The organism is Moorena sp. SIO2C4 (genome assembly GCF_010672485.1).
Classification (GTDB): Bacteria; Cyanobacteriota; Cyanobacteriia; order Cyanobacteriales; family Coleofasciculaceae; genus Moorena; species Moorena producens.
The window spans coordinates 1-1,048 of record NZ_JAAHGN010001579.1; the positions used below are offsets into that span (position 1 = coordinate 1).

Consider the following 1,048-nt stretch of genomic DNA (forward strand, 5'->3'; position numbering starts at 1 on the left):
TCCTGATTTAAGCTGACTTTTTACTATAAATTATTATCCGCAAGATTTTTATCAGGTGTTGAAATACCTGATTTTTTCCTATGGTCAATAGTTTGAGGGCAACGCCATACTGAATGAGTAAGTAATTGCAGTGAAAGCAAACAGGAGTATTTCCATCATGAAACGCAACACAAAAAATACTAATCCATCTAGCCAAAAGTCACAAAAAACTGAACAAATTTTGCAGAAAATTCCTGAAAAATTACTAGCAAATATTAGTGGTGGTAACAACAATTTACCGAGCAATAATCCTAGCAATCCAGGTGACAGGCCTGATGGTCAGATTGGTAGTTTGTAATTCCCAAATCTTACCAATTACTGATTGCTCAATATTTCCCAAGATCTACATGACTTAGGCAACCCAGAATTTCCTAAGTAGTAACTCAACTTTTTCGACCAATTAATCACTTATCAAGGTAACCAAAAATGCCACAACAAATTATCTATGCACTTCAGTTCTCTGGGCAAGCTGTCCCCCAGAACGATCAAGGAACAGTTCTCAAAGCTACAACCCACGCACCCAGTTCCAAGATCACATCTGTCGTTAAGCAAGGTGTTGATGCACAGATCCAGACTGTGGAAGGAGGTGTTGCACAATTCTCTTCCACAGTGGAGTTTCTCACTGACAACACTTTCACCGAGAGTGGAACGATTACCTTCGGTCAGGGAAATAGCCTCAGATTTGGAACAGTGGGTCAGGGAGCTATTGGCCCTAGCCCAGAGGAAGGGGTGAGTCATGGAGTCGTGAGTTGGCGTCTTATGAAGGGAACTGGTGTGTTTGAAAACGCTAGGGGCTTTATTACTTCTAACTTTACCGTCGGTGCAGAGGGAGAAGTTACTGACAACCAGTTTGGTGTCATCTACTTGATGTGACCCTAAACCCTTGATGAACTAAACAATCAAATTAAATTTGGAGGACAATAAAATGGCAGATATTTTTGGTAATAGCAATCCTAATGTGCTACCTGGCACAAACAACAGCGACAGAATCTTTCGTTTGGGTGATGAA

At 40.7% G+C, this 1,048-nt stretch carries 2 protein-coding genes; both read left to right on the top strand.

The window, feature by feature from the left end:
* The first annotated feature begins 157 nt into the window (after positions 1–157).
* Entirely contained in the window at positions 158–337 is a 180-nt protein-coding gene (locus F6K20_RS39655; protein WP_008182657.1) for a hypothetical protein, read from the top strand.
* Between the two features lie 128 nt (positions 338–465).
* Positions 466–912: a hypothetical protein gene (locus F6K20_RS39660; protein WP_008182654.1), complete on the top strand. Its 447-nt coding sequence runs from the start codon at positions 466–468 to the stop codon at positions 910–912.
* Positions 913–1,048: the final 136 nt, after the last annotated feature.